The 16,788-nt window shown below is 49.7% G+C and carries 11 protein-coding genes, 2 tRNA genes and 1 pseudogene; 9 read left to right on the top strand and 5 right to left on the bottom strand.

Features of this window, described 5'->3' with window-relative positions:
- Positions 1–41 precede the first annotated feature (41 nt).
- The 4 genes from ACWWFX_RS06555 (at position 42) to ACWWFX_RS06540 (ending at position 3,160) form a co-directional block, all read left to right on the top strand.
- Positions 42–1,163 carry an alkene reductase gene (locus ACWWFX_RS06555; protein ID WP_473223445.1) on the top strand — a complete coding sequence of 374 codons (1,122 nt, stop codon included), beginning with the start codon at positions 42–44 and terminating at the stop codon, positions 1,161–1,163.
- Positions 1,164–1,181: 18 nt separating this feature from the next.
- Positions 1,182–1,496: an ArsR/SmtB family transcription factor gene (locus ACWWFX_RS06550; protein ID WP_015963915.1), complete on the top strand. Its 315-nt coding sequence runs from the start codon at positions 1,182–1,184 to the stop codon at positions 1,494–1,496.
- Positions 1,497–1,606: 110 nt separating this feature from the next.
- Entirely contained in the window at positions 1,607–2,515 is a 909-nt protein-coding gene (locus tag ACWWFX_RS06545; protein WP_276220400.1) for a LysR family transcriptional regulator, read from the top strand.
- Positions 2,516–2,641: 126 nt separating this feature from the next.
- A complete protein-coding gene (locus ACWWFX_RS06540) occupies positions 2,642–3,160 on the top strand; it encodes an SRPBCC family protein (protein WP_473223444.1) in 519 nt (172 codons plus the stop codon).
- 38 nt (positions 3,161–3,198) lie between these two features.
- On the opposite strand, the gene ACWWFX_RS06535 is transcribed toward ACWWFX_RS06540, so the two are convergent.
- Together ACWWFX_RS06535 and ACWWFX_RS06530 are read right to left on the bottom strand one after the other, a co-directional pair.
- A complete protein-coding gene (locus tag ACWWFX_RS06535; RefSeq protein ID WP_473223443.1) occupies positions 3,199–4,782 on the bottom strand; it encodes an MFS transporter in 1,584 nt (527 codons plus the stop codon).
- Between the two features lie 109 nt (positions 4,783–4,891).
- Complete coding sequence (locus tag ACWWFX_RS06530; protein WP_276220403.1) at positions 4,892–5,191, bottom strand: hypothetical protein; 300 nt, start codon at positions 5,189–5,191, stop codon at positions 4,892–4,894.
- A 529-nt stretch (positions 5,192–5,720) separates the two neighbouring features.
- On the opposite strand from ACWWFX_RS06530, the gene ACWWFX_RS06525 reads away from it, so the two are divergent.
- Together ACWWFX_RS06525 and brnQ are read left to right on the top strand one after the other, a co-directional pair.
- On the top strand, positions 5,721–6,992 hold the full coding sequence (locus ACWWFX_RS06525; RefSeq protein WP_442961926.1) for an amino acid permease: 1,272 nt from the start codon (positions 5,721–5,723) through the stop codon (positions 6,990–6,992).
- Positions 6,993–7,050: 58 nt separating this feature from the next.
- The gene (gene brnQ, locus ACWWFX_RS06520) at positions 7,051–8,376 is read left to right on the top strand and encodes a branched-chain amino acid transport system II carrier protein (RefSeq protein WP_473223442.1); all 1,326 of its coding nucleotides are present in this window, start codon (positions 7,051–7,053) and stop codon (positions 8,374–8,376) included.
- A 167-nt stretch (positions 8,377–8,543) separates the two neighbouring features.
- Here brnQ and ACWWFX_RS06515 read toward each other — a convergent pair.
- Positions 8,544–8,633, bottom strand: a tRNA-Ser gene (locus tag ACWWFX_RS06515).
- A 90-nt stretch (positions 8,634–8,723) separates the two neighbouring features.
- Between ACWWFX_RS06515 and mtfA the strand changes: the two genes are divergently transcribed.
- From mtfA to ACWWFX_RS06500, 3 genes and pseudogenes are all read left to right on the top strand, one after another.
- On the top strand, positions 8,724–9,521 hold the full coding sequence (mtfA, locus tag ACWWFX_RS06510; RefSeq protein ID WP_473223441.1) for a DgsA anti-repressor MtfA: 798 nt from the start codon (positions 8,724–8,726) through the stop codon (positions 9,519–9,521).
- Between the two features lie 100 nt (positions 9,522–9,621).
- Positions 9,622–9,697 (top strand) — tRNA-Asn (locus ACWWFX_RS06505).
- Between the two features lie 161 nt (positions 9,698–9,858).
- Positions 9,859–10,917 (top strand): annotated as a pseudogene (locus ACWWFX_RS06500) (tyrosine-type recombinase/integrase); the annotation flags it as partial.
- Between the two features lie 550 nt (positions 10,918–11,467).
- Here ACWWFX_RS06500 and ACWWFX_RS06495 read toward each other — a convergent pair.
- Together ACWWFX_RS06495 and ACWWFX_RS06490 are read right to left on the bottom strand one after the other, a co-directional pair.
- A complete protein-coding gene (locus ACWWFX_RS06495) occupies positions 11,468–12,991 on the bottom strand; it encodes a hypothetical protein (RefSeq protein WP_473223440.1) in 1,524 nt (507 codons plus the stop codon).
- Complete coding sequence (locus ACWWFX_RS06490) at positions 12,992–16,696, bottom strand: hypothetical protein (protein WP_473223439.1); 3,705 nt, start codon at positions 16,694–16,696, stop codon at positions 12,992–12,994.
- Between the last annotated feature and the right edge of the window lie 92 nt (positions 16,697–16,788).

Below are 16,788 nucleotides of genomic sequence, written 5' to 3'. Positions count from 1 at the left end.
TATAATAACCCACACCTTTTGTAGCAGAAGAATGCTTGATTATGAAAAACGACACTCTCTTTAGCCCACTCTCCCTGGGCGGCCTGACCTTACGCAACCGCGTGATCCTGCCGCCGCTGACTCGCTGTCGCAGCGAACAACCGGGGAATGTGCCAGGCCCGCTGATGGTTGAGTATTATCGCCAACGCGCCAGCGCCGGGCTGCTGATCACCGAAGGCACGCAGATTGAACCCCGTGGCCAGGGCTACGCCTGGACGCCGGGCATTCACAGTGATGCCCAGGTTGCAGGCTGGAAAAAAGTGACGGATGCCGTCCATCAGCAAGGCGGTGTGATTTTCTGCCAGCTGTGGCACGTCGGGCGTGTTTCACACACCTCGCTTCAGCCGAATCAACAGCCGCCAGTGGCACCGTCGGCCATTGCCGCCACGAACGTGCGTGTTTTTATCGAAACCGCGCCCGGTGAAGGCATGCTGACCGCCCCGAGCCAGCCGCGTGAGCTGAGTACGGCAGAGGTCAAAGAACTGGTCGAGCTCTACCGACAGGCCGCTATTAACGCTAAACGTGCCGGCTTCGACGGCGTGGAACTGCATGCGGCGAACGGGTATCTCATCAATCAGTTTATTTCTGAACACACCAACCAGCGTACGGACGAATACGGCGGCAACCTGACAAACCGCCTGCGCTTTTTAAAGGAAGTCACCGATGCGGTGAGTGATGTGTTTGGCAGCCAGCGCGTCGGCGTGCGTTTCTCACCGCTGTTCACCACCACCGACGAAGACAGAGTCTATCTCGGCCTGGTCGAATCGGACCCGCATGAAACCTGGACCACCGCTGCCCGCCTGCTTAACGATGCCGGTGTGGGTTATCTCTCCATTGCCGAAGCAGACTGGAACAACAGCCCGGACCTGCCGGAAGATTTCCGCGCCGCGCTGCGCGTCGCATTCCGCAATCCGATTATGTATGCGGGCCGCTACACGGCAGAAAAAGCGCAGCGCATGCTGGCAAACCACTGGGGCGATATGTTTGGTTTTGGTCGCCCGTTTATCGCCAACCCGGACCTTCCGGCGCGTCTGAAAAACGGCTTCCCGCTGAATGCGGTGGATGAATCATCCATGTATGGCGGCGGCAGTAACGGGTATACTGATTACCCGGTTTATTCATAAACAGAGTAATGAGGTCGCATGACACCTGAAAACGCCATGAAGTTACTGTCGAATCCCACGCGCGTTGCCATTCTGAAATGGCTGAAAAACCCGCACGAGTCATTCGCCGAGTACAGCCAACTTTATGACTATGATGTCTATGGTGTCTGCGCCAGTCTGATTCAGGACAAAGCCGGGCTCTCGCAGCCCGCCACCTCCCTGTGCCTGAAGGCGATGCAGGAAGCGGGCTTGCTGGAGGCCAGTAAGGTCGGAAAATGGACCTACTATCGGCGCGTAGAATCGGGCATTGATACTATGGCCCACAATGTTTCTGAGTTTCTGGAACACCTCTGATCCCTCGGGCGACACCTCGTCGCCCGATTTGCTTCGCCGCTGCATAGACACCACCCCGCCCAGACGCTAGCATTCCATAACTATTCTTATCGCATCGTGACGCTTACATTATGAATAATGATATCAGATCGCTGGATCTCAACCTCCTGAAGGCGCTCGACGCATTGATTGACGAAGGCAGCGTCACCCGCGCCGCCCAGCGGCTTTCGCTGACGCAACCCGCCGTCAGCGGCATGCTGACGCGCTTACGCGACTATTTTGGCGATCCGCTGTTTGTTCGCGCACAGCGTGGCATGGTGCCCACGGCACGGGCCCGCGAGCTTGCCGCGCCGGTGAAGCAGATCCTGACCGATATCTCTATCCTGCTGAAGCCCGCCCATTTCGACCCGTTGAGCGCCGAAATGACCTGCTCGATTATGGCCACCGATTACGCGTTAAAAGCGGTGATAGTGCCGCTAATGAGTGCGCTAAAAAAACGCGCACCGGGTATTCGTGTCGCCGTGCGTCCGGTTGATGATGAACGTCTGTTTTCCCTGCTGGAGCGTGGCGATGTTGACCTGGCGCTGGTCACGCCTGCAACGACACCCGGCGATCTTCACGGGCGTGCGCTGTATGAGGAGGAGTACGTTTGCATGCTGCGCGCCGATCATCCTGTCGCCGTCTCGGGCACACTCAGTCTCGACCAGTTTTGCGCGCAGGACCACATTCTCGTTTCCTCAGAAGGCGGTTTCTGGGGCGTGACTGACGAGGCGCTGGCAGCGCTTGGCCGCACACGGCATGTCGGCATGTCCGTAAACAGCTTCCTTGTATTGCCGGAAATTTTACGGATGACGGATATGATTGCCGTCGTGCCCCGCCGTCTTGCCCTACAGCATGAACATTTGACCATTATGCCGCCACCGCTGGACGTACCCGGCTTCACCAAAAGTATGGCCTGGCACGAACGTAACCATCGTGACCCTGCGCATCAGTGGATACGGGCGCTCTGCGTCGAGGTTAGCCAGAACGCCTCATCCTGATATAAGTTATCTTATGAATTATATCGTGATTGCTAATTTGTCTTATAAGTGAATTTACCGATAATAGCTTCATACCGCTGAGATGCACGCCTTCAGCGCCATTGACATGATTTGAGGAGATACACTATGAACGCAATTAACTGGCCAGAAGGTTTTGTTCCGGGCTTCACCGATAACTTCGTCTCAAACGAAATGATCATTGCCGGGCTTAGCGTGAGCGACGTTTGGCCGTTCCTCAACCAGCCTTTCCTGTGGCCGGACTACTACAAAAATTCCGCAGATGTTCGTTTCTACGATAATAAAGGCCCGGAACTGGAAAACGGCGTCCGTTTTTACTTCAGCACTTTCGGCTTCCCCGTGGAATCTCAGGTCGTCGAGCATGTCCCGCCAGCTGAGGGACAACCTGCGCGCGTCGCCTGGCACGGTTGGTCTGGTGAAGAGAATGCCGCCGATCGTCTCGATGTACACCACGCGTGGCTGCTGGAAGACTTGCCGGGTAACCGCGTGCGTATTCTGACCCAGGAAACACAGAACGGCCAGCCAGCAAAAGCACTCGCCGCCACACGCCCTAACCCAATGCTTAACGGGCACCAGGAGTGGCTGGACGGATTGGTTGCTGCGGCGATGAGTGCGAAGAAAGCGTGATGAATTCGCGTCAGGGGCCACGCCCCTGACGCGGTTATTTATGGCCTGGATGTGGTAATAAAGTGCCGTACTTTTGGCGGTTCATCACCCGTGTGATATTGCAGGAGTTCTGCCTGGATATCCGCATCAGCCTTTGACACCCTTCTGTGCTGGCGCAAATGTTCCGCCCAGGACTCCACCATAAACCACTCCAGTAAAATGCGCGGATTGGCAGAATCTTCGGTGATCCCCCAGTTATAGGCCCCATCCCGCCGCCGTTCGTACGCCAGGTTATAAATGGCTTTCAGGAAAGGCGCGCGATGCTGCGGATCAACGTCGTATTCAATCTGAATCAGCACGGGCCCGCGATCGTGCTCAACCACCTCTGCCGTCAGCGGCTCTGGCCAATGGTTGGACGGCAGCAGATCCGATTCCCCTTTTGGAAGGCGCAGGCGATAACTGACAACACCAATAACAATGATGCCAATAGCGCCAATGAACAGGGTTTCCTGAACGCCAGCCGATTGCGCCAGTGCCCCCCAGGCCAGGCTCCCCGCCGTCATCGCCCCATTAAAGACGGTCAGGTAGACCGCCAGCGAGCGGCCACGAACCCAGTTCGGTAAAATCGACTGCGCTACGCCGTTGAATGTGGTCAGCGCAATAATCCAGCCGCAGCCCAGCACTACCAACGCCACCACGGCCAGCCATTGTGGCGGCGCAATCGACAACAGCGCCATAACGGAAGCGGTAATGATCGACGCCAGTAAAAGCAGGCCATCCGCGCTGCATTTTTGCCGCAATGTGGGTAACAGAAACGCGCCAGCAATCGCCCCTACGCCGACTGCGCCCAGCAAAATCCCGTAGAAGCCGGCATCACCGCCCAGCACGCGGCGTGCAACCAGCGGAAGCAACGCCCAAACGGAGCTGCAAAACGCGAAGAACAAAAACGTGCGCAACAGCACAACGTGCAGCTCACGGCTGGCCATGGTGTAGCGCAACCCGGCACGAAAAGCACCGAGGAATTTTTCCGCCAGCTCATCGCTATCGGTTTTCGCTCTTTTCCACCACAGCAGGGCCGTGATCACAAACAGATAACTGATAACATCCACGCCGTAAGTAACTGATGTACCGAAGGTTGCCAGTACAATCCCGCCCAGCGCCGGACCAATCGCGCGTGCGATATTGATGCCCAGCGAGTTCAGCGCGACGGCATCACGCAAATCCTGCTTCTTCACCAGCTCAGGCACAATCGCCTGCCAGGTTGGCCCCATTAACGCCGCGCCGATCCCACCTGCAAAGGTAAGCGCCACCAGCGAAAGAATGGTTTGCAGCCCCGTTGCGGAAAGCAGCAACAGGCAAATACTGACGCTTGCCATCAATATCTGAATACCAATTAAGAATTTACGGCGATCAAGAATATCAGAGAGTACCCCGGCAGGGATGGCGAGCAGGAAAACCGGCAGCGTCGCCGCAGCCTGAACCATTGCAACGGCCAGAGGCGAAGAAGAGAGATCGGTCACTAACCATGAGCTGGCAATATCACGTGCGAAAGAGCCTATATTGCCAATAATTGTTGCAACCCACAGAACTGCGAATACAGTCTGGCGTAATGGGCCAAAGCCGCTGGAGGCGGTGGTCGTCATTATTCATCCTCAACAAAAAGTCGTGGATTAAATTTAGCCTAAGGGCATGTGTATTACACGCAATAGTATTAAAAGCGCCCCGAATATTTATCCGGGGCGTACAGGGAATTTAACGGAAATCGAGGACATCAGGCTTTGAAGAGGGATAACGATCGACATGCTGTGGAGCAAAGCCCTTTAGCTGATCGCGATAAAAGCGCAAACGCTGTTGGAAGTGCTCAGACATCTCTAACGGCATATTACCCACGACAGCGCGTGCGCACAGGCCACGTTGTTCATACTCCATTTTCGCAACGGTAAAGGCAATGAAATCTACGTTAGTTTTCATAGACTTTGGACAAAACTCAAACATATAAGCTCCTTTATTGTTTGTTTTCTCCACCCGACATACAGTCGGTTTTTTAAGCATAGCCTGTTTTCTGACCGTTGAGTTAAATACACCTGAAACGAATGGGGTTACTTACTCATATTTTAATTTATGCAGATATCTATACGCAGGGTTTCACATCACCCAAATATCCGACAGCTCATCCTCTACGCCTGAAAGTTCATCTTTTCGGATTGCCCGTCGTCGTCATCCCCGCTCATTGTGCGAAGGCCGGAGTGCATCAAAAGTAGTCGCTGTGTAATCACTTACTCATCCTTAAGTTAATCCATTGAAACAATTATGCTACGCGCAGTTTAAATCATACTTAAAAATTAATTTTCTTGATTTTATTCTTTAAAGAACAGATTGACTGTGGTAATAAAATAATACACGGGATTATACTTAATAACTTCACATTACAGACTTAAGCATCATCTCGCATTCACTCATTGTTCACACCGTGACCAATTAATGAATTAGAACCAGGTAACAAAAGGAACTGTTATTTTATATGCAAATGGAAGAAAACATAGCATTTATATTTTGACAGTTACGAGTATTAATAATAAAAATGGTTACCAACACAATAAACAATATTGCATCACCCACATCAGCATGGAAGTTTAAAGATACAATCTGGTCCATGGGAGTCTATGGCGCAACCGTCGGAGCCGGTGTTTTGTTCCTTCCGGTTGAAATAGCCATGCGCGGGCCGCTGGTCTATTTGTTGCTGATTATCCTTAGCCTGCCGCTCTCGATGATCCCGCATATGCTGATTTGCCGCGTATTTATGCGCGAAGAAGGTCCGAAGGATAAGTCACTTCCGCTCTTCAATAGCTTCTTTGATCACAAAGGTAAAAAGGCGATTAAAGTCTTTTACTGTTTTTCTAACTTTCCGGTCACTCTGGTTTATGGTATTTCGCTGGTTAATGCTATCAACAGCTACGTGATAACCCATTTGCATTTACCGGGTATTAACCGTGCGGTGCTGTCGTTTATCGTTGTGGCGATTTTATTTTTACTGTTGAGCCGGGGCCGCGATAAAGTTGTCGGCATGATGTCGGTACTTGTTTTACCTTTCGCTGTCACCGTCACGCTCATCGCAGCCTTTCAAATTCCACAATGGAACCTCGCCAACGTGATGCCTGCTATTCATGGCGTCGGGCAGCAACCCGCAGGCAACTCCCTTAAAAACATCTGGCTTACCATTCCCCTTATCACCTTCGCCTTCTGCTCCGTGCCGTTGATGTCGCCACTGGCATCGTTTTATCGTGAAGCCGGACACGGCGGTGAAGAAAAATCCGTAAGGGTCATCAAAGTCGCTTATTTCAGCATCTATGCCAGCATCATCTTTTTCGTTACCAGTTGCCTGTTAAGTATTCCGCACGATGTCTTTGCGCTGGCTAAATCGCAGAATTTGAACGTGCTTTCCGTACTGCAAAAAGATAACAGTAATATCGTCCTTTTTTACATTGCCCCGTTTATTGCCATTATCGGCATGACCAAGTCGTTTTTAGGCATTTGTTTATCCGTCGCTGAAACCTTTGCCCGCATGGTCAGTGACGCGCTTGGCGAAAAAGAGGACACGCCACATAAAAAAGGGAAACTCATTGCGTGGCTTATCATGTTCGGCATCTCTTATGTCATCGTGTATATTAACCCCGATGTCATCGAACTGATTGAGAAATTCTGCGGACCGCTTCAGGCAATCTTCCTGTTTCTAATCCCTGTTTATTTAATCTACAGTCGAAGCGCGCTCAAAAGTTTGCGTGGCATTCGCCCTCTGGTGGTCCTGATTGGCGGTATTCTGACCGTATCTGCGCTTTTTTATTCCCTGTTCTGAGAGGAAAATGACGCTGCCTGCACGCGAAAAACCGTGTACGTCAGCGTCCATAATAACGATGAAAACATTATCTACACGCGACATTATCTCTCTCGGCTGTATGGCTTTTGCGCTATTTATGGGCGCGGGAAACATTATTTTCCCGCCCATTATTGGCTTACATTCAGGCGAAAACATTCTCTATTCCGGTAGCGGTTTTCTGATTTCCGCCGTGGGTTTACCCGTGGTCACGATCGTTGCGCTGGCGCGCGTTGGCGGAAAAATGAATCAACTGAGCGAACATCTTGGTCCCGTCACGGGTCTGATTCTGGCGCTGGTTTGCTATCTTTGCCTGGGGCCACTGTTTGTGGTTCCGCGCACAACCACCGTGTCGTTTGAAGTGGGCATTTCGCCGTTGATCGGCAACGATGGTCACCAGTTGGCTATTTATAGTCTTATCTACTTTACGCTGGTTTACCTGTTTTCACTGTACCCCGGAAAACTCCTTGACCTGATTGGCGGCGTTCTGGCGCCCATCAAAATTGTCGCGCTGATTATTCTTGGCGCCTCGGCCTTTTTTGTCGTCTGGCACTACCACCTGGGTTCTGTCTCCGAGGCGTATCACTCTCATCCCTTTTCAAACGGCTTCGTCAGCGGCTATCTCACCATGGATACGCTGAGCGCGCTGGTCTTTGGTGGTGTCATTGTTAATGCCATCCACTCACGCGGGGTGAGCGAAAGCACACTCATCACACGCTACACGATTATCGCCGGGTTAATTGCCGGAAGCGGATTAATTCTCGTCTACATCGCGCTGTTCCGCCTGGGGCTGGTGAGCTATGAGTTTGTGCCTGATGCCAGCAACGGTGCCGAGGTGCTGCACGCCTTCGTACAGCATACCTTCGGCGAAACCGGCAGCCTGTTCCTGGCACTGCTTATTTTTATCGCCTGCCTGGTGACGGCTATCGGCCTCACCAGCGCCTGTGCCAGCTGGTTTAGCAATCTTATCCCGCTGTCATATAAAACGATGGTGTTGGTGATTGCCGTGCTGTCGTTCGGTATTTCAAACCTGGGACTCACGCGTTTAATTACCGTCTCCGTACCGCTACTGACAGCGGTCTATCCGCCCTGTATCGCCATTGTGCTGCTGAGTTTCACCACATCATGGTGGAAAAACCCCGCGCGCGTCTTTGCACCTGTAGTGGCGGTTGCCTGCGTATTTGGCCTGGTAGATGGCATCATCGCCAGCCCGCTAAACGGAATGCTGAATCAAGTTCCTTCGCAGCTGTTGAAACCGCTACCGCTGTTTAGTCAAAGCCTTGAATGGTTGCTGCCCTGTGCGGCGGTGTTGGTTATTGCATCGGTCATTGACGGTAAAAAACGACAGGAAGCGTACGAGGATTAATCCGGTTTTAAGCCAATAAAGGGTGTGCGCAAGGCGTGCATCCTTTTTTTTGCTAATACTGACGTAAAGCAATGAGCAATTGACGGAAGATTTTAGGTTGGGATTCTCTCAGATTACCTCAATGCGAGTTGAGTCACTGAAAATTATTGCGGTAAGTGCTTGAATAGTGGCGGAGAGAGGGGGATTTGAACCCCCGGTAGAGTTGCCCCTACTCCGGTTTTCGAGACCGGTCCATTCAGCCGCTCTGGCATCTCTCCGTTTTGATGGTTGCCATGATGCCAGGTTATTTGGCATTTTAACAGACCCAGTCTCTTCAATTGCGTTCAAGTGACGAGTTTGCGAGCAAAATGATGATTAAATGGCCCTGGAAGGCAGACGAGTCTGCTGAAAAAACCGACATCCCGTGGGAACAAGCGTTCTCCGTCCCACTTTTAGCCAATCTCAGCGCAGATGAACAAAATAAACTCCGCGTGCTTGCCGATCGTTTTTTGCAGCAAAAGCGGCTGGTTCCTCTTCAGGGATTAGTGCTGGAGCCTATCACTCAGGCACGTATTGCGCTGCTGTTTTGCCTGCCGATAATGGAACTGGGGCTCGAATGGCTTGATGGCTTCCACGAGGTGCTCATCTACCCTGCGCCCTTCGTGGTGGATGATGAATGGGAAGATGATATTGGCCTCGTGCATAATCAACGCGTGGTGCAGTCCGGTCAAAGCTGGCAACAGGGGCCCATCATTCTCAACTGGCTCGACATTCAGGACTCCTTCGACGCATCCGGCTTCAATCTGGTCATCCATGAAGTCGCGCATAAACTCGATACCCGTAATGGCGATCGCGCCAGCGGCATTCCGTTGATTCCGCTGCGGGAAGTTGCAGGCTGGGAGCACGATCTCCATGCGGCGATGGATAATATTCAGGATGAGATTGATTTAGTGGGTGAAAGCGCCGCCAGCATTGATGCTTACGCGGCAACCGATCCGGCAGAGTGTTTCGCCGTGCTGTCCGAGTATTTTTTCAGCGCCCCCGAACTTTTCGCTCCGCGCTTCCCGGCACTGTGGCAGCGTTTTTGCCAGTTCTACCGCCAGGACCCGCTCGCACGTATGCGCGATAACGACACGCAGGAAGATATTTCACCGGTAGTTCACTAAAACAACAGCTTGCGCTAAATTCATGCAATTGAATCAGACAGTTAAATTTAGTGTTGACACAATATTACGGGGCCAGTAGTATTCGCCCCGTTCACACGATTCCTCTGTAGTTCAGTCGGTAGAACGGCGGACTGTTAATCCGTATGTCACTGGTTCGAGTCCAGTCAGAGGAGCCAAATTCAAGTTTTCATACTTATCTGTATGTCTCTATTTGTTTTCGATTCAGTAAGTTAGCGTGAAAATCCTTCCCGGTGCGTATTTAGTTTTCTCTCCGCATCGGGATAATTTGGTGGTCAGATCTGGGGTCAGTTTGGTTCGATTCTTGAGTGCCCCCCAAATGTCTTTAAACGATTCTAAAATCCGCAAGTTAAAACCTTCTTCCCGTCCGGTAAAACACTCCGACTCTCACGGTCTGTATCTGCTCGTCAATCCGTGCGATTCACGCATCTGGTATCTCAAATATCGTTTCAACGGAAAAGAATCCAGAGTCAGTCTTGGCGCATACCCGCTTGTCTCACTTGCAGAAGCCAGGCAACAGCGCGACGGTATCCGCAAGCTACTGGCGCAGAATATGAACCCGGCGCAGCAGCGCATGGCAGAGAAAGTAGCCTGCTCCCCTGAAAAGTGCTTTAAGGCGGTGGCGCAGGCCTGGCACAAAACCAACAATAAATGGTCGGCTGATTATGCCGCCCGTATTCTTGCCAGTATGGAAAACCATATCTTCCTGGCGATTGGTCATTTGCCCGTTGCCACACTTAAAACGCAGGATTTCACTGCCCTGCTGCGGGTTATTGAGGATAAAGGCTTTCTGGAAGTTGCGTCCCGAACCCGGCAGCAACTTAGCAACATCATGCGCTATGCCATTCAGCATGGACTTACCGAAAGCAATCCGGCGCAGCATCTGGAAGGAGTGGTCGCCTCCCCCGTAAATAATCACTATCCCGCGTTACCGCTGGAGCGGTTACCCGAACTGCTTGGCCGCATCGGTGACTATCAGCAGGGCATGGAGTTAACCCGGCTGGCGGTGGTGCTGACACTGCACCTGTTCATCCGTTCCAGCGAACTGCGTTTCGCCCGCTGGAGCGAAATTGATTTCAGACACAAAATCTGGACCATCCCCGCCACCCGCGAGTCAATCGACAAAGTACGTTTTTCGAGGCATGGCGCAAAAATGCGTAGTCCGCATATCGTGCCACTCTCCCGCCAGGCCATTGCTATTCTGAAACAGATACAGGAGCTTTACGACCATCTGGATCTAGTGTCTCAAGGTGATCATAACCCGTATAAGCCAATGAGTGAAAACACCGCCAACCTGACGCTGCGCCTGATGGGGTTTGACACGAAAGCCGATGTGTGCGGACACGGGTTACGGGCGGTGGCCTGTGGCGGAATCGTTTAGGCGTATGTGTACTTCGCCTCAAACGCTACCGCGTTCCAATATCGCGGAGGTCGTACCGTTAGTAAGGGCTGGTCGTCCTGATAAATTAGGGGCGTCTTGCAGACCATGAAGCCAAAGGGTGCCCGAAGGCGATAGTGCAGCAGGAAGATTACACCGTTATTTCTGGCGCGGAAAGGGGAAACTGTTCTTTGAAAAATAAGTTTCCCCTTAATTTTTTCTGCATTTTTATGAGTCGATCCTCATCGTTTCGGGAGTGCCCTGTGTTGCTTGCCACGCAGCAACGTAAGTAACCTATACAGATACAGGCATTACTGGCATTACTGGCACGGTCATGTTACTCAGACGATAAACGGTGGTGCAGCAGGATTCACAATCAAGCCACCTAGCATTGCTGTCATAATACTACTGCAGTCAGATAACGGCAGATCAACGCAAATACACCATGCGATCAGCGATTCATGTTTTGACCACGGTTTTGTCAGCGCAACGCAAATGATATAGGAAAAATGACAGCCTTTAGGGCACGTTTTTGCTTTTCTACAGTATGTTAACGACAGATGTGCACATCTTTCTTCTCATGTGTGCCAACGTCAGCCCGAAACATAAAATCCCTGTAGACCTTAATCTCCGGGTAGCCATTGCCACGCATGCGTAGCATCAAGTTAATGAGCGCATGGTTGAACATATAAAGCCTGCCGTCTGCACCGTCCCCTATCTGAGTCAGACTACTAATCATCCAACTGGTTGCAGAGCGATTATCGTAGAATGGCGAAGGCTCAAACAACTTCTTCACATGTCCGATCTCACCAAGCATGGTAAGGGCATAGGCAAACGGATAGGGACGATTGAGCTCATCGTCAAGACATTTGTTCATTGTTGAAAAACTGTTGGCAACCTTCTGGATCAATTGCTCAGTAATTTTACACCGCTTACCAGCCAAGTTGGCGGTTTCTATAACGTAAGAACCAGCAATGCCGTGAAGGAAATAATTGTCTGACGGATCGATATGATTTGCGGTATCCACCAGTTCGTCAACCAACGCGCTAACACGCTTTTTTTCCTTGTCGAGTAGCCCAAGATTATATATCGCCATAATGTAATAGAGTCCCATATGGGTTCTTTCTATAGGGGTTAGCGCATCCATCAACGCGCCAGCCTGACGAATACGGTCCTGCCGATATCGTAGCGCCCGGTTATACCCCGTAGCAGCAATCGCATTCAGCATTGTCAGTAGCGGATAGATTTTGACGAACTCAAGGGTCATACTTTGTGGAAAAGATGGGTTGATACCTATCGTATCAGCACGGTCCAAGTATTCCAGAGTCTGGAGGATATAATCTCTGTCTCGACAGTGTAACATCTCCGTATGACCCAGCAGAGCGATCGCACTGAAGAGCATACTCCCTCCGCGTCCGCGAAAAAAAGGTGAGGGAATACTGTTTAACGTTTCCAACGCATCGGCAATATGATTACGACCTCGAATAACGGCTAAGTCTGATTTGCCACATACTGCTAACGCGAAAAATACTGAAGTGTAGGCAGAGAGTTTTTCATAGTCGCCGTGCTTGCCGCTGTTATCATCTTTTATGCAGTTAGATTTAATCTCGTGTATCGTGTGGAATAGGAGTTCGGAGAGATTGATACTTTTATCCAGCAATTCAAAAAGATTAATATTTAATTTTGCCAACGCATCAATCGTAACACTATACTGCATTACCCTGCGATAAGGATCAAACTCATTATTAATGAGATAAAAAATATTTGAGATATAGTTCCGACAATCACTATCGCTCAGCTTCTGATCCGGCTTGATCTGCAGGCAGATAAAATCACAAAGTAGAGAAGCAAAATTAGTATAATTATTTTTCAGTTCTGTTTTGTTCTTAAGTTCATCAAAAGCTTTCTGAATCCAGCAGGAAATATTTTCATTGTAGTCAATTGGATATTGCCCTAATCCCAGCCCTCTGACGATCCTACTCCAGGGGGTGGTAATAAGTCGGTTCTCCGTGTTCAGATAAGCCAGTGCGTTGTTCAGGTTATTCCCCATTGTTGATTCAGTAAATAACTGCATTTATATTGCCTCTTTCTCAATCTGTTCAATAAATGGTACGCTAACGCCAAGAAAGTGGGTGCGCTTACCCTGTAAAATTTCCAGAGCCCAGTTAAGCCATTTAATGCCTTCGCAATAGATCGCCACTGGTCTGCGCTGAGTACGAACACTGTCTTTAATCGTGCCATCAAGTTCTGAGGAAAAATGGAACGGCGGCATCGCGGTAAAGTGGGTACCCATTATGAAAACAAATCGCACCAGCCAGTTCGGATCGTCTCTAAGAAAAGTTGAGTTCGGATTGGTCACGTCGTAAACGGAATTCATCACTTGAGCGAAATATTTTTCTACCCCGACAATCGACACGTCGTAAAGCGGATTGATGTTTTTCTGTGCACAGTCTACAATCTGATAGGCGCATTGGTAGTCATTGTTATCGGTGAATTGAATATTAATTACCGGACTTCTATCGGCATTAATACACATATCGAGTGAGAAGAGCTCATTATGAATCTCATCATAATGACCGACAGAGTTATGCCACGGCTTATTATCGTACATGTAGTCATCACGGCACTCAGTACCTTCACTTTGGTAACCAATCGCTCTCGGATCCAAAAACCGCAGTTGAATACTTTCAGCATCTATCGCCACAAGCGCCTGAGCGATCTCTTGCTCATCAACAGACTTCTGATTCATTAATTCCTGTACCGCCAGTAACGGGGCGGTATTGACTATCTTAATATTTTCAGTATTGGTATCGCCCATTACCAGCGAGTGATAGCGAGGTTCAAGTAGGCGTTGGTATTCTGGATGCGAGCGAAAAATATTCAGCAATGACCCGATATTGAGGTATTCATTGCCATTGATGACGATATTCTCGCTATCAAGCAACTCTGGACCAAAAGTCTGAGTAGCGGTCTGTCGGCACAGGGCCAACCGCTCTTCAATTTTCCTGAAATAGGAAGTCTCCAACGTATTGCCTGACACCTCTACCCTGTTCTCACGGTGAATATTGTCACGCAGAAAAATAAAGATAATTTCGTAGAGTCGGGCAATAATCTGTGGGGCAAGTCTGTTGCGACGAATAAACTGGCTAACCTCTTCACCCTCAATCAGGCTCATCTCATAGATAACTTCCTTACAGGTGGAACGGCCAACCCGCGTCTGGTTGGCAGGGGTCAAGATCTCGCGCTCAGTGACATTATAAACCTGCGGAAACCAATGCTTAGCGCTGTCAGGTAAAGCGCGCAAATAATCAACCTGCCTTGCCGCTTTAGCAAAAGGTGGTAGCATCACCCCCTTTCCGTCGGTGTACCACTTGGCAGCTGTGAGCGCCTCACTAAGAATTTTTCTTACTACAACGGGCTCCTGCGGCGAGTGTTGAATAAACAAAGTCATCGATTCGCTACCACCGTTGCAAAACTTAACCGGCACCTCATCTGCCTCAATATAAGCATTAATAGTGCTGCAAAGCAGGTTCCTCTGCTCAGCATAGATGGAAACTTGGTGATTTTCTTCGGTAAGGTGGGTCAGGGCTTCACGCTCACGCTGCTCAAGTACTAGTTCCGGATTGCATAGCCAGATATCTCGCACAGAAATAATCGGAACAATATCTGCCTGATATGGTGCCGTTTCCAGCAAAGCATGATCGAGCTGACAGTCCAACGTAATAACAGATATGTGGCAATCGAGGCCAACCGGGATTGTATGCTTAGGAAATTCCCCCAGGAGAATTTTATAGGTATTAACCTCCAGATCTCTTTGAACCAGCAAAGGAAGTCCGTTAACGGACAGCAGAGGCACACGGGCATCGGCAAGCTCCGCAGCAAATTTTTTCACTGCTGCCCACGGGAACATCTTACGGGCAAGAGTGGAGTAGTAATCGCAACATAGCTGTACCACACTATCTAACGAAGCGGCACCAGCAGTAACTAAACAAGCTAGCCAGCCGATAAAATCTTGAGTCACAAGGCAAACTTTTCCATTCTGAACCAGCCCTGGACGGTAGATTTTCATCAACTCAAAGACGAATATCTGTACAATGATGCGCCGGATAACTTGGGCCTCGGGTTGGGCTGCGGCGGTACGTAATTGTAAAAGTCTTCGCAGCGGCTTCCCTTGGTTGCATTCTTTTTCGATGTGCTGGCACACCTCATAATAGACTGGAGCATCTTCTAGATCCTGTAACAGGTCAAACAAGTCGGCATTGCTTTTCCCATCAAGGTTTGAAAAGTAGAAGAGCGTCTTTTCAGCATGGATAATGAAGGGTGTTTTCTGGAAACGAATCGTACCATCCTGGGTAAGTATTTTCAGGTCGGCATAGGTTTGATTTTTATTATCTTCACTTCCCTGAATATTGCGTCTCAGGCGGGCCATCAACACCAGCTCACCGGGCCTCAAGAATTCACGATAACGCCAGCTATTTTTGAAGATAGTCTCTACACTGATCGGCACACTGCCGCTAATTTCAAGCTTCAGCGAACCAATCTGCTGGATGGCCTCTACGATCTTTGTTGAAAATAGCGCAGCAAAGTCAGCATTTTCACAGACGATCTCCATCCAGCGGTCGATACCCGTACAGGCATTGATGGCATCATGACTATTCCTAATCGAATTTAATGCGCTCAACGCCCTCAAGATAAGATTGGCTTCACGCGTATCACCGGTAAACGAAAATGTCGGGGTACGGATTTCATTGTCGCGCAGCATCAGCACCGATTTGTTACCCAAGCCCAACTCGAGAATGGCATCCACCTCGAACTCGTCAGCAATACTGGCTGTTGCGGCGGATAGCATCATCTGATCCATAAGGGCGAGGATGGCTGAGCGAATATCCTCTTTACTGGTAAGCAATTTTTCACAGTGATTTGCAATGACTGGTGTATGCGGATCGAGAAACACAATCTGCTGGTCAGTCAGGAACTGCTCCAGCCCCTGTTTCAATGGGCCGAGCTGTGCCGAATGGGTGAGAAATGAGGTCTGCTCCTTGAGTTTAATAACATCGACACCAGGAAAATTCTTCATGAAAATATCAAAGCAAGATTTGATACTCGCTTTCACGTACAGATTGATCTGGCGGGGGCTGTAAACCTTATGCAACTCAACTTCGGTATTAAGAAACTCGTCCTGTAGAGCTGTATAAGCCTCGGACAACTGCTTGTTTCTACCCCGAAGCGCAATGACATAATAAAATTCAGAGATAAGCTGTTGCTCTTTTAGTGCCGCTGGATAATAAGATAATATGGACCGGCTAAAAGGATCATCATGTTTTTCCGAGGCCAGAAAAATATAAGGAGTAAAAAAGTTTGCGATTTTCACACCGTCGCTGACACTCAGCGAACCGCTGGCTACCGCAGAGTTAATCATCCCGAAACTTTCTCCGCTGTAGGCGACCACGTTTAGATCCAGCCCTTGTTGCTGAGCATGTTCCCGAAGTTGAGCTGCCAGAACCAGATTGTGAATGAGGAAGCTGGCTCCAATAAATCCTTGTTGCGCCATTTTATCTTCGGGGAGGGTTTGCGGGGTGATCAGCATTTTTTCTGGCTGGTCTCCATATCCCATCGCCGTTGCTGCTTCACGGTATATCAGCTCAACGTCTTTATTTCCCGATCGTAAAAGACTATCACCAATATTTTGATATAAGGCGCGACTCCCCAAACCAGGGAAAAAAACTATAATATTACTTCTTTTCCCAATAGACTTTTCATTTATTTTGAGATATTTCATCTTCTACCCCTTAGGTATTGACATTTGTTATGGCTCACGTATCCACTCTCGTTAAAATTACAATGTTATTTTAAATTTAAAAAGATTTTTAA

The sequence above is a fragment of the Pseudocitrobacter sp. 2023LY-00077 genome, from assembly GCF_055796175.1.
The sequence above is the reverse complement of the archived record's forward strand: the minus strand, read 5'-3'. Positions and strand labels throughout refer to the sequence as shown.

Bases quoted from the DNA above. Each gene is read 5' to 3' on its own strand.
- ACWWFX_RS06555 (WP_473223445.1), top strand. From the start codon at position 42: ATGAAAAACGACACTCTCTTTAGCCCACTCTCCCTGGGCGGCCTGACC.
- ACWWFX_RS06550 (WP_015963915.1), top strand. From the start codon at position 1,182: ATGACACCTGAAAACGCCATGAAGTTACTGTCGAATCCCACGCGCGTT.
- ACWWFX_RS06545 (WP_276220400.1), top strand. From the start codon at position 1,607: ATGAATAATGATATCAGATCGCTGGATCTCAACCTCCTGAAGGCGCTC.
- ACWWFX_RS06540 (WP_473223444.1), top strand. From the start codon at position 2,642: ATGAACGCAATTAACTGGCCAGAAGGTTTTGTTCCGGGCTTCACCGAT.
- ACWWFX_RS06535 (WP_473223443.1), bottom strand. From the start codon at position 4,782: ATGACGACCACCGCCTCCAGCGGCTTTGGCCCATTACGCCAGACTGTA.
- ACWWFX_RS06530 (WP_276220403.1), bottom strand. From the start codon at position 5,191: ATGCTTAAAAAACCGACTGTATGTCGGGTGGAGAAAACAAACAATAAA.
- ACWWFX_RS06525 (WP_442961926.1), top strand. From the start codon at position 5,721: ATGGTTACCAACACAATAAACAATATTGCATCACCCACATCAGCATGG.
- brnQ (WP_473223442.1), top strand. From the start codon at position 7,051: ATGAAAACATTATCTACACGCGACATTATCTCTCTCGGCTGTATGGCT.
- mtfA (WP_473223441.1), top strand. From the start codon at position 8,724: ATGATGATTAAATGGCCCTGGAAGGCAGACGAGTCTGCTGAAAAAACC.
- ACWWFX_RS06495 (WP_473223440.1), bottom strand. From the start codon at position 12,991: ATGCAGTTATTTACTGAATCAACAATGGGGAATAACCTGAACAACGCA.
- ACWWFX_RS06490 (WP_473223439.1), bottom strand. From the start codon at position 16,696: ATGAAATATCTCAAAATAAATGAAAAGTCTATTGGGAAAAGAAGTAAT.